The 18,180-nt window shown below is 65.1% G+C and carries 18 protein-coding genes; 13 read left to right on the forward strand and 5 right to left on the reverse strand.

The window, feature by feature from the left end; genetic code table 11:
• Positions 1-14: 14 nt before the first annotated feature.
• The 5 genes from EH199_RS10220 to EH199_RS10240 all read left to right on the forward strand — a co-directional run bounded on the left by EH199_RS10220 (position 15) and on the right by EH199_RS10240 (position 4,065).
• A complete protein-coding gene (locus EH199_RS10220; protein ID WP_124809150.1) occupies positions 15-977 on the forward strand; it encodes a phytoene/squalene synthase family protein in 963 nt (320 codons plus the stop codon).
• Between the two features lie 113 nt (positions 978-1,090).
• Positions 1,091-1,942: a cytochrome b/b6 domain-containing protein gene (locus EH199_RS10225; protein ID WP_124809151.1), complete on the forward strand. Its 852-nt coding sequence runs from the start codon at positions 1,091-1,093 to the stop codon at positions 1,940-1,942.
• Entirely contained in the window at positions 1,939-2,688 is a 750-nt protein-coding gene (locus EH199_RS10230; RefSeq protein WP_124809152.1) for a molybdopterin-dependent oxidoreductase, read from the forward strand. The genes EH199_RS10225 and EH199_RS10230 overlap by 4 nt, the downstream gene beginning before the upstream one ends.
• Positions 2,689-2,954: 266 nt before the next feature.
• On the forward strand, positions 2,955-3,533 hold the full coding sequence (locus EH199_RS10235) for a hypothetical protein (protein ID WP_124809153.1): 579 nt from the start codon (positions 2,955-2,957) through the stop codon (positions 3,531-3,533).
• Between the two features lie 235 nt (positions 3,534-3,768).
• Positions 3,769-4,065, forward strand: coding sequence for a virulence factor (locus tag EH199_RS10240; protein ID WP_190287210.1), 297 nt, complete (start codon positions 3,769-3,771; stop codon positions 4,063-4,065).
• Positions 4,066-4,197: 132 nt separating this feature from the next.
• Here EH199_RS10240 and EH199_RS10245 read toward each other — a convergent pair whose 3' ends face one another.
• Positions 4,198-5,103 carry an IS1595 family transposase gene (locus tag EH199_RS10245; RefSeq protein ID WP_124809155.1) on the reverse strand — a complete coding sequence of 302 codons (906 nt, stop codon included), beginning with the start codon at positions 5,101-5,103 and terminating at the stop codon, positions 4,198-4,200.
• A 156-nt stretch (positions 5,104-5,259) separates the two neighbouring features.
• Here EH199_RS10245 and EH199_RS10250 point away from each other — a divergent pair, with 156 nt between their 5' ends.
• Positions 5,260-5,571, forward strand: a complete 312-nt coding sequence (locus EH199_RS10250) for a hypothetical protein (RefSeq protein WP_124809156.1) — start codon at positions 5,260-5,262, stop codon at positions 5,569-5,571.
• 108 nt (positions 5,572-5,679) lie between these two features.
• Here EH199_RS10250 and EH199_RS10255 read toward each other — a convergent pair whose 3' ends face one another.
• The 4 genes from EH199_RS10255 to pgi all read right to left on the reverse strand — a co-directional run bounded on the left by EH199_RS10255 (position 5,680) and on the right by pgi (position 10,488).
• Positions 5,680-6,696, reverse strand: coding sequence for an aldehyde reductase (locus EH199_RS10255; RefSeq protein WP_124809157.1), 1,017 nt, complete (start codon positions 6,694-6,696; stop codon positions 5,680-5,682).
• 25 nt (positions 6,697-6,721) lie between these two features.
• Positions 6,722-7,444: an SDR family oxidoreductase gene (locus EH199_RS10260; protein ID WP_124809158.1), complete on the reverse strand. Its 723-nt coding sequence runs from the start codon at positions 7,442-7,444 to the stop codon at positions 6,722-6,724.
• Positions 7,445-7,500: 56 nt separating this feature from the next.
• Entirely contained in the window at positions 7,501-8,856 is a 1,356-nt protein-coding gene (gene gorA, locus EH199_RS10265; protein WP_124809159.1) for a glutathione-disulfide reductase, read from the reverse strand.
• 111 nt (positions 8,857-8,967) lie between these two features.
• Positions 8,968-10,488, reverse strand: a complete 1,521-nt coding sequence (gene pgi, locus EH199_RS10270; RefSeq protein ID WP_124809160.1) for a glucose-6-phosphate isomerase — start codon at positions 10,486-10,488, stop codon at positions 8,968-8,970.
• A gap of 159 nt (positions 10,489-10,647) precedes the next feature.
• On the opposite strand from pgi, the gene lepB reads away from it, so the two are divergent.
• From lepB to EH199_RS10305, 7 genes are all read left to right on the forward strand, one after another.
• Positions 10,648-11,544, forward strand: coding sequence for a signal peptidase I (gene lepB, locus EH199_RS10275; protein ID WP_190287211.1), 897 nt, complete (start codon positions 10,648-10,650; stop codon positions 11,542-11,544).
• Positions 11,517-12,239 carry a ribonuclease III gene (gene rnc / locus EH199_RS10280; protein ID WP_370449682.1) on the forward strand — a complete coding sequence of 241 codons (723 nt, stop codon included), beginning with the start codon at positions 11,517-11,519 and terminating at the stop codon, positions 12,237-12,239. The genes lepB and rnc overlap by 28 nt, the downstream gene beginning before the upstream one ends.
• A gap of 124 nt (positions 12,240-12,363) precedes the next feature.
• Positions 12,364-13,299 carry a GTPase Era gene (era, locus tag EH199_RS10285; protein WP_124809162.1) on the forward strand — a complete coding sequence of 312 codons (936 nt, stop codon included), beginning with the start codon at positions 12,364-12,366 and terminating at the stop codon, positions 13,297-13,299.
• On the forward strand, positions 13,296-14,189 hold the full coding sequence (locus EH199_RS10290) for an SGNH/GDSL hydrolase family protein (protein ID WP_190287213.1): 894 nt from the start codon (positions 13,296-13,298) through the stop codon (positions 14,187-14,189). The genes era and EH199_RS10290 overlap by 4 nt, the downstream gene beginning before the upstream one ends.
• 205 nt (positions 14,190-14,394) lie before the next feature.
• Positions 14,395-15,993: a glycosyltransferase family 39 protein gene (locus EH199_RS10295; protein ID WP_124809164.1), complete on the forward strand. Its 1,599-nt coding sequence runs from the start codon at positions 14,395-14,397 to the stop codon at positions 15,991-15,993.
• 116 nt (positions 15,994-16,109) lie between these two features.
• Complete coding sequence (locus EH199_RS10300) at positions 16,110-17,558, forward strand: mannosyltransferase (RefSeq protein ID WP_190287214.1); 1,449 nt, start codon at positions 16,110-16,112, stop codon at positions 17,556-17,558.
• A complete protein-coding gene (locus EH199_RS10305) occupies positions 17,555-18,178 on the forward strand; it encodes a hypothetical protein (RefSeq protein ID WP_124809166.1) in 624 nt (207 codons plus the stop codon). Before EH199_RS10300 ends, EH199_RS10305 begins: the two co-directional genes overlap by 4 nt.
• The last annotated feature ends 2 nt before the right edge of the window (positions 18,179-18,180 follow it).

Here is an 18,180-nt window from a genome sequence, read left to right on the forward strand (position 1 = left end):
TTCACGACCGCGGCGTGAGAGACGCCCTCGTCGCCCACGCCCGGCAATCGATCCTGCGCGGATCGAAAAGCTTCGCCGCCGCCAGCCACTTGTTCGATCCGGCCACGCGCGAACGGGTCTGGCTGCTCTATGCCTGGTGCCGACGGTGCGATGACATAGCCGACGCGCAGGACCATGGCGGCACATTGGGTACGCAAGGTACGCCGGGCGATGGCGCGGAACGCTTCGCCACGATCCGCACGCTGACCGCACGGGCTTTCGCAGGAGAGGCAACCGGCGATCCAGCCTTCGATGCGCTGGGCGTGGTCGCGCGCGAGACCGGCCTAACGCCAGCCATGGCCGAAGACGTGATCGCCGGCTTCGCGCTCGATGCCGCCGACTGGCACCCCCGCAGCGAAGCCGACCTGATGCGCTATTGCTGGCATGTCGCCGGCGCGGTTGGCGTGATGATGGCGGTGGTCATGGGCGTGGCGCCGGACGACGAGGATACGCTTGATCGCGCCTGCGACTTGGGGCTCGCCTTCCAGCTTGCCAACATCGCGCGCGATCTGGCCGAGGATGACGCCGCGGCGCGCTGTTACCTGCCCGCCGAATGGCTGGCGGAACACGATGTTCCGCCGGGCGAACAAATGAAGCCGCCCTACCGCGCGACGATGGCGCGGCTGGCCGCGCGGCTGTGCGAACGGGCGCAGGCGCACCGCTGTTCGGCGCGGATCGGCGCGGCGCGGCTCGCCCCCCGCCAGCGCTGGGCGATCCTGGCGGCAGCGGGCATCTATGGCGAGATCGCCGTGGAAGTCGCCCGGCGCGGCGCGAAGGCGTGGGACAGCCGCACGGTGGTCGGCAAGGGTCGCAAGATCGCGTGGATCGGCAAGGCGGGTGCGCAGGCGCTGCTGCCCGTGCCCCGCTCCTGCCATGCCAGCGCGGAGACGCGGCGCTTCACCCGCCTCGATCTGATCGCGATGACGCGACCACGGTAACATTTCCCGTAACCATTCCGCCCGCTGCTGCGAATGCCACGGGCGGACTGTTCATAGCTTGCACCCACGCGAAGCTGTGTCATGCTGCCTTCGGGCTGACAGGGGAGAGCGGGATGGAACACGCGAACGCGGACAACCGGATGCAACCGGAAGCGCCGCTGATCTACCGCACGAAACTGCCGGTGCGCATCTGGCACTGGATTAACGCGTTCAGCATCTTCGTCATGCTGATGAGCGGCATGTCGATCTTCAACGCCCACCCCCGCCTCTACTGGGGCCAGTACGGCGCGAACTTCGACCAGCCGTGGCTGGTGATCGGCAACCACGGCGACCGCGGCTTCGTCAACCTGCTCGGCCTGGAACTGCCGGCCGGCGGCCTGTTGGGCGTCTCGTCCGAAGGCGCGCGGGCATTTCCGCCGCTGCTGACGATCCCTTCTCATTACGATCTGGCCGGCGGCCGCGAATGGCACTTCTTCTTCGCCTGGGTGCTGGCGATCTCGGCCACGCTGTTCCTGCTCTACGCGCTGGTATCGCGCCACTTGCAGCGCGATCTTGCGCTGACGCGCGCGGAAATGCGCCCGTCACACTTGTGGCATGACATCAAGGAGCACGCCCGCCTGCGCTTTCCCACCGGCGAAGCGGCGCGGCGCTACAATCCCTTGCAGAAAATCGCCTATCTGGCGGTGATCCTGATCCTGATCCCCACCGTGATCCTGACCGGCCTGACCATGTCGCCCACCATGAATGCGGCATGGCCCTGGCTGCTGGACCTGTTCGGCGGGCGGCAATCGGCGCGCTCCATCCATTTCCTCTGCGCGCTGGGGTTCGCGGCCTTCATCGCGGTCCATCTGGCCATGGTGGTGCTGGCGGGGCCGATCAACGAACTGCGCTCGATGATCACGGGCTGGTACCGCCTGCCGCAGGCGAAGGGGCCGACAACCATCAGGACGGAGGACGCGGCATGACCATCATCACCCGCCGCAACGCGCTGATCGGCGGCGCCGGATTGCTGCTTTCGGGCTGCGACCGCATCGCCGCGTCGCCCTCGGTGCGCGAAGTGCTGACGCTGGGCGAAAAGGCCACGCGCACCGCGCAACGGCTCGTCACCGATCGCAACGCGCTCGCCCGCGAATTCACCCGCGCCGATCTTTCGCCCGTGTTCCGCGAAAATGGCACGCGCAATCCCGGATCGCCGGACTATGCCGCACACGCGGCCGAGCGGTTTGCCAATTGGCGTCTGGTGGTGGACGGCATGGTCGCCCAGCCGCTCGCGATCGGCCTGGCGCAGATCCTCGCCGCGCCGCAACGCACCCAGATCACCCGGCACGATTGCGTGGAAGGGTGGAGCGCGATCGGCCAGTGGACCGGGTTGCCGCTGGGCCTGCTGCTGCGCCGCGCCGGGCTATCCGGCAACGCGAAGTACATCGTGTTCCACTGCGCCGATCTCTATGACGGCGCGCCCTATTACGAGAGCATCGATCTGGTCGATGCGTTTCACCCCCAGACGATCCTGGCGCACAGCCTGAACGGCCAATCGCTCTCCATCGGCCACGGCGCACCCCTGCGCCTGCGCGTGGAACGGCAGCTGGGCTACAAGCAGGCCAAGTACGTGATGCGCATCCAGGCCGTGAGCAGCCTGGCCGAGATCTACGGCGGCAAGGGCGGCTACTGGGAAGACCACCATGACTACCAATGGTACGCGGGGATTTAGGCGGCGCGGTCCAATTCGGGCGTGGCCGGAGTTGCAGCTATCCGACATCTTTCCGCAAGAACAGCATGTCCGGACACGACGCCATTGCGGACATTCTACGGAACAGCCATAAATATCTCATGAGCAAGCTCACCCTTAGATATGAGTACCCGTTTATCCCCTTGACGCATGTAGAACAGAATCGTTCCGATTAGTCGTTACGGCCCCGTCATGTGGATAACGTATCATCCCTTCCCATGCGCGAAGGCGTCTGCTATGTAAAAAGCATGGACGCAGATACCCTCGAAAAAATCCGCCGCGAGGAAGCCGATCTGACGCAGAAGCTGGAAGCTCTGCGTATGATTTTGCGCGCATATGGAGCAGACGCCCCCATCGCCGCGCTTTCAGCCGCTCCAACAATCGTGGCGCCCACAATCGAGGTGCCCAACGGCCCCGTCGCAGCAGCGACACTAACCCCAAAAACAGGCCGTGAAAAAGTGTCGCTTGATCGTTTTGGCGACTATGGGCGCTCAGTGGTGCAAGCGGCAATCGATGAATGCCGTAGTCACCTAGGAAGGCCCATCGCATCCCGCGATATGGTTACCCTCGTCGAACGGAGGGGGATCGAGGTTCGAGGAAACGATAAGGTCAATGCCATTTCTGCGCTACTGGCGAGAAGTATCGATCTAAAGCCGAACGGCCGAAAGGGTTGGACTCTTTCGGAAGAATATCACGAGAACGAGCGACGTCTCGCCGCAAAGCTTCTCGGAGAAGAGAATGCCCCGCAGGACTTCGATGAAATCCTCGGGGCAGACGCCGGAAAGACAGACGCCCCAACGTCTCCTTTCCATGGGATTAACCTCTAACAAGCCTTCGCGAGCAGAAAGAGAGAAACCCTATGTGGCAAGCCGCCTTGTTAGGTTAACGCAGCGGTCTGCGCCTAACGGAGATCCATTAGGCGCAGACTGACTAGCAAAATCCACTGGACTCGTCTAGTCGGTTTGCGTGTTTTCGCGCTTTCCGAAAGGGGTTCATATGACCTTCACCCCGATACGCCGGAGGAGGATGGAGGCTCCGGCGTCCTTCACAAGGAACAACCGAGTGTATGCTATCGCATACGACCTGAACGCTGAGGCTGCTATGCGGCATGGCGCGTATGAGAAGATCGCACGCGTCCTTGCAACGCATGGCTTTAGCCGCCAGCAGGGTTCGGTTTTCTATGGCACTCATGAAACGCAGGCTTCGCACTGCTTCAAGGCTGTCCTGGAAATTCACCGGAAGTTCCCGTGGTTCTGGGAAGTCGTCAAGGACATGCGCATGTTGCGCATCGACGAAAATGACGATCTGCTTTCCGTTGTACCGCAGGAGCTGCGCTTCGATAAAGGCGAGGCGGCCTAATGACTGCGCCCGTGCGATTAACGCTGTCCGAAGCCTTAGCGCACGGGCGCCTTCAGGATTTTATCGCGCAAGCCGAAGCCGACGGCATTGGCCCCGCTGATCGCGCTCAATTCGAAGCGATGATGGGACGCGTCACAGCGCCCCAACCAGAAGGTCAAACATCCCGTTCACCCGCCCCCGGTTCGAAGCGCGGAAAGTGAACTCGTCCAGATAGCGCTGCATATGCTTGGCGCTAATCTGCACATGGGTTGACCTCACCGATGCCTTGAACAGCCGCCAGAAGCCTTCCACAGTGTTGACGTGGAACGTCTCGCCCGAGCGATGGTCGTAGTGGGCGTATTCCTTCTTGCCGTGCTTCACCGCGCCATGCGTGAAGCCATCACCCGCCAGTAAGTTGTACGACACCAGTTCGTCGGTAGAAACGACCGAACCGGGTTCCACGTTATCAAGCACCACGTTGCGAAGGGTGTCCTTCTTAACGTCAGGGATCACAACAGCCTTCATGCGGCCATCACGTTCGGCAAGGCCCATAACGATGGTTTTGCCGGGAGCGCCACGGCCGCGCTTACCGCCCGAACGGCGACCGCCGACATAAGCCTCGTCCAGTTCCACGTGACCGGCAAGCAGCGCGTCAAAACCCTGCGCCTTGCTGGTGAGAACGCGGATTTGCTGGCCGATCCGGTAGGCAGTCTTGTAGGTCACGCCAAGTTGCCGTTGCAGTTCCTTGCCGCTCACGCCGTGGCGCGTCGTGCAGAACAGATACATGGCATAGAACCATGACACGAGCGGCGTGCGCGTATCATGAAGGATGGTGTTTGCAGTCGGGTTCACGTGGTGACCGCAGTTGGCACAAACGAACGTACGGCGGGCTGCCAGCTTGTGGTGAGTGCTTTCCTTCCCGCACGAGGCGCACTCAAAGCGGGTGCCACCGAAACGAACCTGCATGATGTGGGCAAGGCAGGCGTCATCGTCAGGGAAGCGCTGGAAGAACTCGCGGACCGAGAACTCAGGGCTGGCAGAAGGGCTTTTCGTCGTCATGCCATTCTAATGGCACAATCCCATACATGCGTCAAGGGGATAAACGGGTATGAGTATGACCGAAGTTTCTTTGATCAGACACTTCTTCCTGACGACTTAGGCCGACTATCTATCGCGGTCGAGACCGACCACTTCGCTGGTCGAGGAGGCTTCTCGGTGCAATGGCAAGCCTTAAAAAAGTTCGGCGAAGCGCTTGCCACATACCCTATTGAGCCGGACTCGCCGATCAAGGCGCAATGGGGCTTTAACATGCTGGAAGGAGACGATCTGATCCTAGGGATTGAGATTGCCCCAGCCAATAAACGCGGTGATCTTATAGCCCGGATTGAGGTTGCTTACGATCGCGAACCGCAGCAGCGAGTCCGAGCATCATTCATGACGAACTATCCTCAACTGGAAACATTCGGCGCGGAGATTGCAGGATTGATGAACGCCGGATTCGGCGAGGCTGTGCTAACCGGAAGTTGAGTCCGCTAGTCCCGCCATTCTGTGCCTTGTCGACAACCGCGAATAGCGGTCATCCCTCTAGCGCGGAATTGTCCAAGCGCCCGAGGGTCTTGCCCCCTGACAGGTTCCTCAGACCTTCACGATCCCCCGCTCGATCAGGCTGCGCGCGCAATCGAGGATCGATTCCTCCACCGGCCGCGTGCGCCAGCCCAGCCGTTCGAGCGCATGGGCCGCGCTGGCATCGCGCACATTGCCCAGTTCGCCGGTGATCTGGCGGATCATCGGATTGAACAGCGCGGAAAAGCGCACCAGCCAGCCCGGCAGCCGGCGCGTGGGCACCTTGCGCGCCTGAGCCCCCAGGTTGTCCTTGAGCACGCGCGCCACGTCCACCAGCTTCAGGAACGGCCCCGCGCTGATGAAGCGTTCACCGTCAAGGCCCGGTTCGGTCAGCGCGCGCACGTGCAGGTCCGCGCAATCGCGCACGTCGACGATGCCGAAGCCCAGGTCCGGGCACCCGGGCAAGGCCCCGGCGAGCAACTGGCGCACGACTTCGATCGAGGGCGAGAAATCGTCGCTCCACACCGGTCCCAGCACGGCGGCGGGGTTTACCGAGACGAACTCCATTGCGCCGCCGTTGGCCGCCACCCAATCGCGCGCGGCGCGTTCGGCGATGGTCTTGGACTTGACGTAGGCATAGACGTCTGGCCCGTCCACGTCGGTCCAGTCGCTTTCGGTGAAGTGATGCTGGCCCTTGCCATGGCCATAGGCGATGGCGGCGACGGACGATGTCTGCACAAAACGGGTCACGCCCGCAGCACGCGCGAACCGCAAGGCGCGCAGCACGCCTTCGCGCGCGGGAACGATCAGGTCATCCTCGTGCTTCGGCGCGTTGGTAGAGAACGGCGAGGCGACGTGGCACACGTGGCTGCAGCCGATCACCGCATCGGCCCAGCCCCCGTCCGCCATCAGGTCCGCCGCAAAGAAGCGCAACGTGTCGGGCGTTCCACCCAGGCGCGGTCGCAGTTCCGCCTCACGCGAAAGGTTGCGCACGGTGGCATGAACCGTCCAGCCCTGTTCGAGAAGCTGCCGCACCACGAAGCCGGCGATATAGCCGCTCGCGCCGGTCACCAGAACCTTGCCCTTCATTGCTCTTCTCCCCGTCCGCCCGCTTTCAGAAGCGGATCATGATCCTGCGCGCCAGCGCCGGCGAGATGGAATGCACCAGTTGCAGCAGCTTGACCATGCCGACGCTGGCCTCGTCCGCGTTGCGCTCCATCGCCGTAATGATCTGGCGCGCGCATTCCTCCGGCGGCATCTTGCGGTTGGCCCGCCCCGCCGTCATCTGCGTGTCGACCACCGGCGGCAGCGCTTCCAGCACATGGATCGCGGTGTCCTTCAGCTGATAGCGCAGCGCCATGGTATAGCTGCGCAAGCCCGCCTTGGTCGCGCAATAGACCGCTCTACCGCCGTTGGGCGCGATGCCGAGGCCGGAGGTGACGTTGACGATCATCGCTTCGGGCTGCGCGCGCAGCACCGGCATCAACCGCGCGATCAGGTGGATCGGGGCGTGAAGGTTGAGGAAGATCGTGCGGTCGGTGGACGCGAGATCAGGCGCGCCATTGCGGAAATCATGGTCGGTCCCCGCCCCGGCGTTGTTGACCAGAATGGCGATCTCACGCCCGGCAAGACCCGCGAGCACCGCGTCCACGCCTTCGGGCAGGGACAGGTCGGCCTCGATCACCTCGAACCCATCGGCCCGGGCGGCGGCGATCCTGTCCGCCGTGCGTCCGGTGGTGATGACGGTAACGCCCTTGTCGCGCAACTGGCGGACCAGACGGGCGCCTATCCCGTCGGTGCCACCCGTGACCAGCGCAACCTTGCCCTGCAACCGCATGTCCTGCCTCCCCGTTCGTGCGGGAAAACTAGCACATAAGTTGCAACTTGCAACCTTTAACGCATGAGGACGAGTTCTTCCGCCATCGACGGATGAAGCGCGACGGTGGCATCGAAATCGGCCTTGGTCAGCCCCGCCTTCACCGCGATCGCCGCTGCCTGCAGAATCTCGGGCGAATCCGGGCCGATCATGTGGATACCCAGCACGCGGTCGGTCTGGGCATCGACGATCATCTTGTACAGCCCGCGTTCCGGACGATGCGCGAAGATGTTCTTCATCGGCCGGAAATCGGACGAATAGACCTTCACGTTGCCATAGGCGTTGCGCGCCTGTCCCTCGGTCAGACCAACGCCCGCCAGCGGCGGCTGCGAGAATACCGCGCTGGGGATGCAGGCGTAATCGATCCTCACGTCCTTGCCACCGAACACCCGGTCGGCGAAAGCGTGTCCTTCACGGATGGCAACGGGCGTCAGTTGCACGCGATCGGTCACGTCGCCCACGGCATAGATGCTGTCGCACGTGGTCCTGGCGGTATCATCGACCCTGATCTCGCCCCGTTCACCCAGTTCGACGCCGGCAGTCTCCAGCCCCAGCCCGGCAACGTTCGGCCGGCGACCGGTGGCCACCAGCACGGCGTCGGCCGGAATCGGGTCCTGCGCGCCTTTCACCCACACGTGCAGGCAGCCGTCCTCCTGCTTTTCCACCTTGGTGATCGGGCAGTTGAAACGATAGGTGATGCCGCGCGCCATGGTGATCTGCAGCAGACGATCACGCAGCGTCTCGTCATACCCCCGCAGGATCGCGTCGCTGCGATTCACCACGGTTACCGCGCTACCCAGCGCGTTGAAGATGCCAGCAAACTCCAGCGCGATATAGCCGGCGCCCTGGATGACGATGCGACGCGGCAGTTCGGGCAGGTGGAAAACCTCGTTGGAGGTGATGCAGTGTTCGTTGCCTTCGAACTCGGGCATCAGCGGCCAGGCCCCGGTGGCGACGAGGATGTACTTCGCCGAAATGTCCCGTCCCGAAGCGAGCCGCACGCCGTGCGGCCCGGTGATCGTGGCGCGTTCGAGGAAGCGTTCGACCTTGTTGTTTTCCAGCGTGGTGGTGTAGGCGTCGTTCAGGCGATCGACATCCTTCAGCACCGCGTCGCGCAGCGTCGGCCAGTCGAAATGCATCTTCTCGACCGTCCAGCCGTAATTGGACGCATCCTGCAGTTCCTCGGCGAAGTGCGATCCGTACACGAGCAGTTTCTTGGGCACGCAGCCCCGGATCACGCAGGTTCCGCCGACCCGGTATTCCTCCGCCACGGCCACGCGTGCGCCGTGCGATGCCGCGATCCGGCTGGCGCGCACGCCGCCCGAACCCGCGCCGATGACGAAAAGATCGTAGTCGTATTCCTGCTCAGCCATGGTCTGCTCCTGTCGAGCGATGCATATGGCGGGCCGGTGACGGATTGCCAATGGCGGCGCGCAAGAGTTTCGTTTGCCAGACTAACGAAACTCTTGCGCGGCGGCCCTGCCCTATTCGCCGATGCCGGCCGCCGCCAGCAGCGCCTCGGTGGAAGGATCGAAGCCCTCCCCGCCGCCGGACTCGATCTGTTTCGCGATCGCCTTGCCCAGTTCGACGCCGAACTGGTCGAAGGGATTGATCCCCAGCAGCATCGCCGAAACGAACGTGCGGTGTTCGTGGAACGCGATCAGCGCGCCCAGCGTTGCCGGGTTGAGATCGTCGCAGAAGATCGTGGCCGAAGGCCGGTCGCCCGGATAGGCGCGCGCGCCGTCGTCGGAAGCCTTGCCCGCCATCAGCGCCGCCCCTTGCGCGAAACAGTTCGACAGCAGGATACGGTGGTGCGCCGGATCGAGATCGTGGCCCGGTACCTTCACCGCCAGGAAGTCCACCGGGATCAGGTGCGTGCCCTGATGGAGCAGCTGGAACACCGCGTGCTGCGCATCGGTGCCCACCCCGCCCCACGTCACCGGCGCGCTGGGCCGGGCCAGCGGCTGGCCGTCGGCCGTCACCCGCTTGCCGTTCGATTCCATCTCCAGCTGCTGGAGATAATCGGGCAGCAGGCGCAGGCGTTCGTCATAGGCAAACACGGCGCGGGTCTGGCACCCGCGCGCCTGGGTGTAATAGAGATCGGCGAAGGCCGCGCGGACGACCACGTTCTTGTCCAGCGGGGCTTCGATGAAATGCCGGTCGATCGCCGCCGCGCCTTCCAGGAACTCGCCAAAGGCCTGCGTGCCGAGCGCCAGCGCGACCGGGAAGCCGATTGACGACCACAGCGAATAACGCCCGCCCACCGTTTCCGAAAACGGCAGCACGCGCGTTTCGTCCACGCCCCATTCCACCGCCTTTTCCGGGGCGGCGGTCAGCGCCACCACCCGGCCATAGGGATCGTCGACCCCGCCATCGCGCAGCCATTCCAGCGCGCTGGCGGCGTTGGTCATGGTTTCGGTTGTGGTGAAGGTCTTGGAGGCGACCGCGATCAGCGTCGCCGCCGGATCGCAGGCGGCCATGGCGGCTTCCAGCGCGCAACCATCGATGTTCGAGACGACATGCACGTCGACAAGCGCGCTTTCGCGGGCCAGCGCGTCGATCGCCAGCGCCGGTCCAAGCGCGGAACCGCCGATGCCGATATGGATCAGGCTTTTGACCTCACCCAGCACGCCCGCGTGGATCGCGTCGACGAGCGCACGCATCCGCGCGTGCAGGGCGCCGGCTTCCTCGACGCTGGCATCACTGCCCACGCCACGCTGGGCGGCATGTTCGGCGGCGCGCCCTTCGGTGTTGTTGATCCGTGCGCCGGCGAAAAGCTGCTCGCGCTTGCCCGCAAGGTCCATCGTGCCGGCGATCTCGCCCAGCACCCGTTCCACGTCCGGCGAAAGGTGCGTCTTCGACCAGTCGAAGCGGATCGGCCCGCCCGGAAGTTCCAGTTCAGTACTGTAGCGCGCAAGACGCTCCGAATCGCCGAACAGGTCCTTCAGGGAAGGCCGCGCCAGCGCTTCCAGAGCGTTCCAGCCCGCAAGATCCTGTTCACTCATCGCGCCGGTATCCCTTTTCTTCGCAGTTGCGAAACTCCTCATGCCCGCTCGCAGGCCTTCCGCCAAGCGTCCCGTTCATCTCCGGTACGGGTGCGCAGACGTATTCCGGCACAGTGTATTGCACACACAACACACTTGACGAAAGCGCGCCCCCTCCACATGACCGCGACGATGACCGAGACTCCCGAGACTCCAGCCGCCCCAGAGAGCGCCGCCTCCCCCGCCGGAACGCCGGGTTCAGGAAGTTTGCCCCCGATCGCGGGCAAGCCGAAAAAGGAGAAGAAGGAGGACAGCTTCGCCGTCTTCCTGATCAAGCTGGTGCTCGTGGTCGCGATTTTCCGCAGCTTCATCTTCTCGCCGTTCAACATTCCTTCGGAATCGATGCTGCCGCGGCTGGAGAACGGCGATTACCTGCTCGCGGCCAAGTGGCCCTATGGCTTTTCCAGCTATTCGCTGCCGTTCGGCGTGCCGCTGCTGCCCCACCGCATCCTGGCCGGTACGCCCAAGCGCGGCGACGTGGTGATCTTCAAGGCGCCGCCGGGCAACGACGTGGACTACATCAAGCGCGTGATCGGCCTGCCGGGCGATACCGTGCAGATGGTGGGGGGCGTGCTGCACCTCAACGGCAAGCCCGTGCCCAAGCAGCGGATCGAGGATTTCGTGATCCACGTATCGGCCAACACCAACTGCATCTCGCCCGAGTTCGAGGCGGTGGAGAAGGACGGTTCGCCAAGCTGCCACTACCCGCAGTACCGCGAGACGCTGCCCGAAGGCAAAAGCTACAACGTGCTGGACCTCGGCTATCGCCCGCAGGACGATACTCCGCCCGTGGTCATCCCCGAAAACCGGCTGTTCCTGATGGGCGACAATCGCGACAATTCCATGGACAGCCGTTTCCCGGCGGTGGAAGGCGCAGGGATCGGGCTGGTGCCGATGGACAACCTGATCGGCCGCGCGACCATCGTCATGTGGTCCACCGATGGTTCCGCCAACTGGTTCCTGCCCTGGACCTGGTTCACCGCGGCGCGCTGGAACCGGCTTGGGGGGCTGTTCTGAGCAAGCCCCAACCCGTCCCGGCCGCACCGCTGGCCGATGATACGATTGCCTTCCTGACCGCCCTGACCGGCCATGCGCCTTTGCGCGACGACCTGTGGCGCGAGGCGCTGACGCATGGGTCGATGGGCGAGGCGCGCGATTACCAGCGGCTCGAATTCCTCGGCGATCGCGTTCTCGGCCTCGCCATCGCCGATTGGCTGCACGAAAAGAGCGATGCTGCCGAAGGCAAGCTCTCGCAGCGGCTCAACGCGCTGGTCAGCCGCGAAACCTGTGCCGACGTGGCGCGCACGCTGGGCGTGCCCGCGCACATCCGTCTGGGCAAGCAAGCGCGCGACGATGGCGGCGCGGACAGCGACAACATCCTGGGCGACGTGATGGAGGCGCTGATCGGCGCGTTGTTCGTCGACCGTGGCTTCGACGTGGCCCAAGCCTTCGTGCGCCGCGCGTGGGACAAGCCGATGGCCGGCGGCGCGGGCCAGCGCAAGCACCCCAAGGCCGCGTTGCAGGAATGGGCCGCCGGCAACCGCCGCAAGCCCCCGGTCTATACGCTGGTCCGCCGCGATGGGCCGGATCACGCCGCCAGCTTTACGGTCAGCGTGGAGGTTAAGGGCGTGGGCGTGATGGAAGCGCGTGGATCGAGCAAGCAGGAAGCGGAAACCTCCGCCGCCCGCGAATTCATGAACCGGTTCGCCTGAAAGGCCCGCCGGAAAGAGTTGCCTGCGGAAAGAATACCCGCCGGGCAGCTTGCCTTCTTCCGGCAACCGGCGCTTCACGCTAAACAGGAAACAGCCCCGCTGACTTGGGGCGAATGGAGTTATTTTGACGGAAACCAACGCAAGGGAACGCTGCGGCCTCGTCGCGGTGATCGGGGCGCCCAACGCGGGCAAGTCCACGCTGGTAAACGCGCTGGTCGGCCAGAAGGTCGCCATCGTCTCGGCCAAGGCGCAGACCACGCGCGCGCGGCTGATGGGGATCGCGCTGGAGGACCTGCCCACCGATGCGGGCGGGGTGGACCGGGTGCAGATCATCCTGGCTGACACACCCGGCATCTTCGAACCGCGCCGCCGGCTGGACCGCGCGATGGTTAGCGCCGCGTGGGAAGGCGCCGTCGAAGCCGATGCGATCCTGCTGGTGGTCGACGCGCGCAAGAAAAAGCGCGACTATCTCGAACCGATCCTTGCCGCGCTGGCCGAACGCAAGGAACGGAAAATCCTGGTGCTCAACAAGGTGGATTCCACCCCCAAGGAACCGCTGCTGGTCATGGCGGAGGAACTCAGCGCACAGGGATCGTTCGACGAGGTGTTCTTCGTCTCCGCGCTCACCGCCGATGGCGTGCCCGAACTCAAGCGGCGCCTGGCCGCACTGATGCCGGAAGGCGTGTGGCACTATCCCGAAGATCAGGTTTCGGATGCCAGCGAGCGTCTGCTGGCGACCGAGATCACGCGCGAGCAACTCTACCGCCAGTTGCATGACGAACTGCCCTATGACAGCGCGGTGCGGCCTGAAAGCTACCAGCACAAGGCCGATGGGTCGGTGGAAATCCACCAGCAGATCGTGATCGCACGCGATAGCCAGAAATCCATCGTGCTGGGCAAGGGCGGCGCCAGGATCAAGGCGATCGGCGAGGCCGCGCGCAAGGAACTGGCGGATTTGCTGGGCGTAAAAGTCCACCTTTTCCTGCACGTGAAGGTGGAGGAAGGCTGGGCCGACAGCCGCGAAATCTACGAGGAAATCGGGCTGGACTGGGTGAAGTGACGGCCTTGCGGGCGGGTATCCTTGCCCTTGCATCCGCCTTGGCCCTCCCGTCGGGCGCGGTGGCGCAAGGTCTGCCCGCCGGCGCACGCTATGTCGCCATTGGCGATTCCTTCGCGTCCGGCCTGCAGCTTGGCCCGCCCGACCCCGGCACGCCGCCGCGCTGTTCGCGCACGGCCGCCAGTTACGGCCATCTCGTGGCCCAGCGCCTGAACCTGGTGCTGGCGGACGCGACGTGCAGTTCGGCCAGGACGGAACACGTGCTGGGCAAGTGGGACGAACTGCCGCCGCAGATCGATGCCGTCACGCCGGATACCCGGCTTGTCACCGTGACGATCGGCGCCAACGACGTGCGCTATGTCAGCGATTTCTTCGCGGGACTGTGTCGCCTTTCCCCGGAAACCCGCGCCAAGCCCGAATGCGCCGTGCCGCCCCCGCTACCCGATCAGGCCGCCTGGACCGCACTGGAAGCCAACCTGCGCCTGATTGCCGCGCAAGTACGCACCCGCGCACCGGCTGCGCGGCTGGTGTTCGTCGATTATCTGGCGCTGCTGCCCCGCCTGGTCCTGTGCGATCGCACGCCCCTGACCCCCGCCGAAGCCGCCGACCGGCGCGCGGTGGGTGACCGGCTGCGGGAGGTGATCGCGCGCGTCGCCGGGCAGGAGGGAGCGCTGCTGATCGAGGCGGCCCGCATGTCACGTTCCCACACGCCCTGTTCCGTCATCCCCTGGGCCTCTGGCTATCCGGGTTTCGGAACGGGTCCCGCCTGGCACCCGACCGCGCTCGGCCACGCCGCCATTGCCGACGAAATCGTGCGACGGCTGGCCCCGGTGCCCGGCGCGACACCTGCCCCGCCGGTGTTCATCGTAACCCCACGGTCCCCAACACGCTGACCGACACTGCGGTATTCCCGCGGGAGCCCGGCGCGAGAGCCGTTCCTCCCACCGTTCCGCCTTGCGGTTTCCGATTGTCGTTCACGGGCGATACAGGTTATGGCGCCAAATGAGGGGCGTCGGCCATTATCGCGTTCGCAAGCGCGAAGGTATCGATTTGCTCGCCCGTTACAGGTCTAGCGTGCAGCAGCAACGGAGCGAATGAATGGTCGAAAGCGTCGGTGCCGTCCGGACGACGACAGTCCGCACCCAGGATGCACCGCCCCTGCTCTCGGCCACGCTTCCGGTCCGGGCCGCCGCCGCGTGGCGGCAGCTCCGCCTGCCGGACTGGCTGACGCTGGCGTTGAGCTACCTTACGCTGACGCTGCTGCTGCGCGCGCTGCTGATCGGCAATCCGGTGATCCACATCGACGAACAGTTCTATCTGCTCGTCGGCGACCGGATGCTGCACGGCGCGGTGCCCTATGTCGACATCTGGGATCGCAAGCCGATCGGCCTGTTCCTGCTGTTCGAGCTGTTTCACCTGTTCCCCGGCGACGGCGTCGTCACCTACCAGCTCGCGGGCGTGCTTAGCACGGTGGCGACGGCGATGGTGATCGAACGGCTCTCGCGCGAGATCGCACCGCGGGCGGGCGCGTGGCAGGCCGGGTTCGCCTACATCCTGTTCATGCCGGTGTTCAACTGCGTGCTGGGGCAGGCGCCGGTGTTCTTCAACCTGCCCGTGGCGCTTGCCGCCTGGGCCGTGGTCGATACGCTCAAGCGCCTTGAAGACCCGCAGCTGCTCTGGCGCGGCGCCGGCATCATGGCGCTGGTCGGCATCGCCATGCAGATCAAGTACACGGTGGTGTTCGAAGGCGTGGCCTTCGGCGCGCTGCTGCTCGGCCGCGCCTATGCCGATGTCTGGTCGTGGAAGAAGCTGGGCGCCGCCGCCGTGCTCTGGATAGGTGCCGCTCTGGCGCCGACGGCGCTCGCGCTCGGCATCTATGGCGCGATGGGCCATGCCGGCGCCTTCATGCAGGCCAATTTCTTCTCGATCATGTCGCGCCAGTCCGATGGCGAAGCCTGGTGGCGGCTGACCAAGGAAATGCTCACCCTCGCCCCGTTCTGGCTCGCGATCTTCCACGCCCCGCGCCATCTGGCGATGACCGGCGGTTCCTATCCGCGCGCGCGGCATGTGCTGCGGGCCTGGGGCGTGGCGGCGTTCGCCGGATTCCTGGCGTTCGGCACCTGGTACGATCACTACGTCGGGCCTCTGCTGGCCCCCCTGTGCATTCTGGCCGCACCCGCGCTGGGGCGGCAGATCCGCAGCGAGAAGTGGTATGCGCGGTTCATGCTGGGGCTGGGCGCGATCGGCGGCGTGGTCGTCCCCGCCTACCAGTTCTATCACCATGGCACGCTTGGCGATGTGGAACACGCAACCAGCCTTATCCGGGCTGAGCTGGGCGACGGCTGCTTCTACATGAACGAAGGCGATCCGGTACTCTACCAGACCACCAACGCCTGCCTTGCCACGAGCTATATCTTCCCCACGCACCTTGCCGGAGCGGTGGAAAGCCGTTCGCTGGGCATCGATGTGGAAGACGAGATGCGGCGGATCATGGCACGGCGGCCTAGCGTGGTGATGGTTGGCGTCAAGCCGCTGTCACGGCCAGCCAACCAGTCTTCGCGCGCGCTGCTGATGCGGCTGCTGGACCGCGACTACGAAACCTACGCCACGGTCGCGATCGGCACCCGCAACTTCCGCCTGTACCGCCTCAAGCCCGTTCAGCCCGAAATCGCCCCGCGCCACGCCGCCGATCGCTGACGCCAGCGCCTCATTCCCGCTGCCCCTCTTAACAGCATCGGCCTGTTCGGATCATGCCCGCGCCACGCGATTTTACTGACACAACCGGCCGCAAGATTCCGACGGCCTGGCGCGCTTTGGCGCCCATACTCGGGGTGGCGCTGGTGTTCCGGCTGGCGATGGCGAGCCAGACCATTGTCCACCAGCCGGATGAAATCTGGCAGTATCTGGAGCCCGCTTGGGGCCGCCTGACCGGCCACTGGATCGTGGCGTGGGAATTCCACGAAGGCATTCGCGGCTGGCTGGTGCCGATGCTGCTCACCCCTTCGCTCGCGCTCGGCCACGCGATCGCGCCGGACACGATGCTGCATCTGTGGCTGACGCGGGGCCTGCTGGGCCTGCTGTCGCTGGGCGTGGTCGCCAGTTTCTTTGCCATGGGCGAACGGATCAGCCGGCAACACGCGATCGTCGCCGGCTGGGTCGGCGCGATATGGGTGGAAATCTTCTACTTCGCGGCACGGCCTTCGGGCGACGGAATTGCGCTGACGCTGACCGTGCCCGCGCTCTGGCTGGCGATGCGGCTGCGTGAGCGCCCGTCGATGAGGCTTGCCGGGATGCTGGGTTTGCTCCTTGGCCTCGCCTTCATCGTTCGCTTCCAGTACGCGCCCGCGCTGGCGCTGATCGGTCTGCTCGCGGTCAGCGGCGATCCGCGCCGCACGCTTCTGCCACTCGCCGGTGGCAGCCTCGTCGCGATCGTCCTTGGCGCGCTCGCCGACATGGCGGCCGGCGCGCCGCCGTTGCTGTGGCTGTGGCGCAATTTCGCGATCAACCTCGGCGAAAACCGCAGTGCCTCGTTCGGCACCCAGCCGCCGTGGTGGTTCCTGACGCAAATCGGCGCGACCTGGCATATCGCCATGGTCATCCTGCTGCCGTCCCTGCTGACCGGCGCACGCCGCTTTCCGTTCGTGGCGGTCATCGCGCTAGTCGTGATCGCCAGCCACTCGCTGATCCCACACAAGGAATACCGGTTTGTCATCCTCGCCATCGCGCTGGGCGTATTCCTGGCGGCCATCGGGTCCGTCGATCTGTGGAAGGCACTGGCGGGGCGTTGGCGGGTAGCGGAGCGCATCAACGCCACCATCGCGCTCTGCGTGCTGTGGTTCCTGCTCTCCGCCGTCGTCGGCGCGACCAAGCCGTTCAGCGCCTATTGGGGCAACGGGCGCGCGGCCAACACCATGCTGGCCAAGGCCGGCCGCACTCCCGGCATCTGCGGCCTGGCGCTTTTCCAGGAGCCGGACCTGCCGATGGCCAACTATACTTACCTAAACCGCTCCGTTCCGGTCATGCTGCTGGAAGGCCGCCGATCGGCGGCATCGGCGCAGGCTATGGCTCCGGCTTTCAACGTCATCATCGCGCCACGCCTGTCCGCGCCCGAATTGCCTGCGTCCTATCGACAGGTGGAGTGCCTGCAACCGCACAAGGCGCCCGAAAAGCAGAAGTTCTGTCTGTTCATGCGGCCGGGCACCTGCACCGTGCCCCCCGGCGACTTCGATTACAACACCGTGCTGCGAAGGCTGGGGCATTGACGGGCCGGTTCCTCCTGCCCTTGGCGATGGCCTGCATCGCGTTGACGTCCTGCGCACCTGAACACGGCGGAGACACCAGCGCGGGCCGCAAAGCCCAAGCTGACCGGGCCTTTGCCGCCTGCCCCACGGCTGGCCTTTCGGAAGCCATGCTGGTGCAAGGCAGGCCGATAGAGGAAGCACCGGCCGGAACCTGCGTGGTCAAGGCAGCCGACGCCGGCAGCACTCAGGCAGCGCTTTTCCTCGGCGATTTCTACCGCGCCGCCACCACGCATCCCAACCGCGCGTGGGACCGCATCGATACGTTCGGCCGCGAAACGCACTGGTATCGCGAAGCGGCCAGGCGCGGGTCCGAACGCGGCCAGTTTCTCGTGGCGAGCGAAGGCGATCGGCATCCGTACATGCCGCTGCACGACAATCTGCTCGACTGGTACATCCAGGCCGCGCGGCAGGGGAACGATCAGGCCGCACTGGCCATCGCCCGGGCCTACAAGCTGGGACGCATCAAGCCCGCCGAGTTGCACGATTTCCGCACCTGGCTGGCGCAGAACGCCCGCCCCGGCACCGTCCAGGCGAACGTGGCGGCCACGCTGGAGGAGGACCACGCGCCGATCATCAATTGACC

It is taken from the genome of Novosphingobium sp. LASN5T, assembly GCF_003856955.1.
Taxonomy (GTDB): domain Bacteria; phylum Pseudomonadota; class Alphaproteobacteria; order Sphingomonadales; family Sphingomonadaceae; genus Novosphingobium.